We start from the raw sequence: 2,268 nt of genomic DNA, 5'->3' as shown, positions 1-2,268 counted from the left end.
GGAGGAGGACACCCAGATGAGCGCCGCCACAGCGATCACCAAGATGCCCTACGACTTCTCTCCTGCCCGGATGCGCTGCGTGGAACTCGCCGGACGGCTCTTCGGCGAGGCCCTTGCCGACGCCCACTGCGCGGACAGCTGATCGCCTGTGCCCTGCACTGACGTGGCCCGACAACCGGTCGCGTTCATCCGTTGACCGATCTGTGATAGGCGCTCAGTTCCTGGTCGCTTCGCGGTTAGGTCGACGCTGGGCGATGGTCTCGAATGGCTCATCCGAGGTTGAGCCAGGCTTTGGTGGCGCCGTTGGTCGGGTTGATGTCGAGGTAGTCGGCTCGGCCGTCTCCGTTGAGGTCGGCGAACTGGATTCGTGTGCCGGCCGAGCCGAAGCCGCGGGTCGCTTGGCCGCCGGAGGCCCAGAGCCAGCCTCCTCCCGTGGCTGGGCCGTAGTTCGCCCAGACGTTGACTGAGCCGTCGTCGCCTAGGGCGAGGTAGTCGGCCTTGCCGGTTCCGTTGAGCGGGGTGAACCTGATCTGTGTGCCGGGCACGTTCACGCCGAGCGCCACGGTGCCCACCGGGGTCCAGTACCAGCCTCCTGGTGCTTGGCCGCCGTTCAGCCAGCCCTTGACGGAGCTGTCGCCGTCGACCGCGAGGTAGTCGGCCTTGCCGTCGCCGTTGAGGTCGGCGAAGCGGATGGTGTCGCCGGGCACGTTCACCCCTAGGGCGAAGGTGCCCACCGGGGTCCAGTACCAGCCTCCCGGCGCCTGGCCGCCGTTCAGCCAGCCCTTGACGGAGCTGTCGCCGTCGACCGCCAGGTAGTCGGCCTTGCCGTCGCCGTTGACGTCGGCGAAGCGGATATGGCTGCCGGGCACGTTCACGCCGAGCGCGATGGTGCCCAGCGGGGTCCAGTACCAACCTGCCGGGCCTAGACCGCCGTTGAGCCAGGCCTGGACCGAACTGTCGGCATTGACCTGTAGGTAGTCGGCCCTGCGGTCGCCGTTGATGTCGGCGTAGGTGATCCGGGCGGATGTTCCGGAGGTGATCGGGCCCTGCGGTGGGGTCCAGAGCCAGCCACCGCCGGACGCGGGACCGCTGTTGAGCCACATCCGGGTCGAGCTGGTCGACGGATCGACGGCGAGGTAGTCCGCCTTACGGTCGCCGTCCATGTCGGCGAAGCGGATCCGGCTGCCGGGCACGTTCACCCCGAGTGCGACGACACCCCGCAAGGGGAAGTTCATGCGAGGGCCTGTACCCATTCCCGCCTCGACCGAACTGTCGGCTCTGACATGGAGGTAGTCGACGAAGCCGTCGCCGTCGAGGTCGGCGAAGAGCATCTGTTCGCCTTCAGGGACGAACCACGCGTTCGGCGTCATGGCCCTGCTGCCGTCACGCCGGAATATGTACAGGGTAGAGTCGTCCCGGTCGTAGGCCATCAGTTCGGCGGCGCCGTCGCCGTCCCAGTCCGGGAACTGCCATTCAAGGTTACCGGCCCTGGTGAAGATCGTCGTATGTGTGGTCCAGGTGATCGTGCCGTCGGGTTCGATGCCACCGTTGTCCCACATGTCGACGTAGCCGTTGGTGTGCGTGAGCACGAAGTCGGCCCGGCCGTCGCCGCTGACATCGGCGTAGTGAACCTCGTCCCCGCCGCCCAGGGCGATGTTGCCGGGGTGGTTTCCCGGGGTGATCGTGCCGAGGGCCACCGTGCCCTGCGGATCCCAGCCACGAACCGGGCCACCGGTGTCACCGCCGGGCGGCGGCGCGACCCAGCCGGCGAACTCGACCGCCTGGATGCCCTCGTAGAACACGTCCGCCATTTTTTGGTAGCCGGAGTCGTTGGGGTGAAGGTAGTCGGCCAGGTCGGCGGTGGTCACCGAGGCCATGTCGACCAGCCACACGCGCTTTCCGTCGTCCTGACGCTGGGCGACCACGTCCGGGAGGGAGTTGTTGTAGTCGAAGATCCGTCCTTGAGTGTCCACGTTGCGGGAGGGGACGATCGTCGAGACCACCACGGTGACGTCGGGCAGGTCACGCACGATCTGATCGATCAGGTTGCCCAGCCGGGCCGGCGCACCGGCTGGGTCCACGTTCCGGTTCATGTCATTGGTGCCGATATGCAGCAACACGAGGTTGGGCTTGTAGGCCGCTACAGATCTTGAATGGTCAGGTTGTGTCGGGTTCGAGGGTCAGGCCGGTGTGGGCGAGGAAGCTGTCGAGTAGGTCGGTGCGGTACTGGATGCTCTTGAGTCGGTGTTTGATGATCGCCTGGAGGTG

At 66.7% G+C, this 2,268-nt stretch carries 2 protein-coding genes and 1 pseudogene; 1 reads left to right on the top strand and 2 read right to left on the bottom strand.

The genetic code is table 11. The annotated features are described in order from the left end of the window. Positions 1-16: 16 nt before the first annotated feature. Entirely contained in the window at positions 17-142 is a 126-nt protein-coding gene (locus tag H1A17_RS35265) for a hypothetical protein (protein ID WP_255542184.1), read from the top strand. Positions 143-269: 127 nt separating this feature from the next. Here the strand turns inward: H1A17_RS35265 and H1A17_RS35260 are convergent, their stop codons facing one another. Both H1A17_RS35260 and H1A17_RS35915 read right to left on the bottom strand, forming a co-directional pair. Next, positions 270-1,163 (bottom strand): VCBS repeat-containing protein, encoded by an 894-nt coding sequence (locus H1A17_RS35260; protein ID WP_255542185.1) that lies wholly within the window; start codon positions 1,161-1,163, stop codon positions 270-272. 135 nt (positions 1,164-1,298) lie between these two features. After that, positions 1,299-2,138, bottom strand: a pseudogene (locus tag H1A17_RS35915) (GDSL-type esterase/lipase family protein); the annotation flags it as partial. Between the last annotated feature and the right edge of the window lie 130 nt (positions 2,139-2,268).

The sequence above is a fragment of the Micromonospora sp. S-DT3-3-22 genome (genome assembly GCF_015354745.1).
Lineage (GTDB): Bacteria > Actinomycetota > Actinomycetes > Mycobacteriales > Micromonosporaceae > Micromonospora > Micromonospora wenchangensis.
The sequence above is the reverse complement of the archived record's forward strand: the minus strand, read 5'-3'. Positions and strand labels throughout refer to the sequence as shown.

Coding starts and splice junctions, on each gene's coding strand:
- H1A17_RS35265 (WP_255542184.1), top strand. CDS start 17: ATGAGCGCCGCCACAGCGATCACCAAGATGCCCTACGACTTCTCTCCT.
- H1A17_RS35260 (WP_255542185.1), bottom strand. CDS start 1,163: ATGGACGGCGACCGTAAGGCGGACTACCTCGCCGTCGATCCGTCGACC.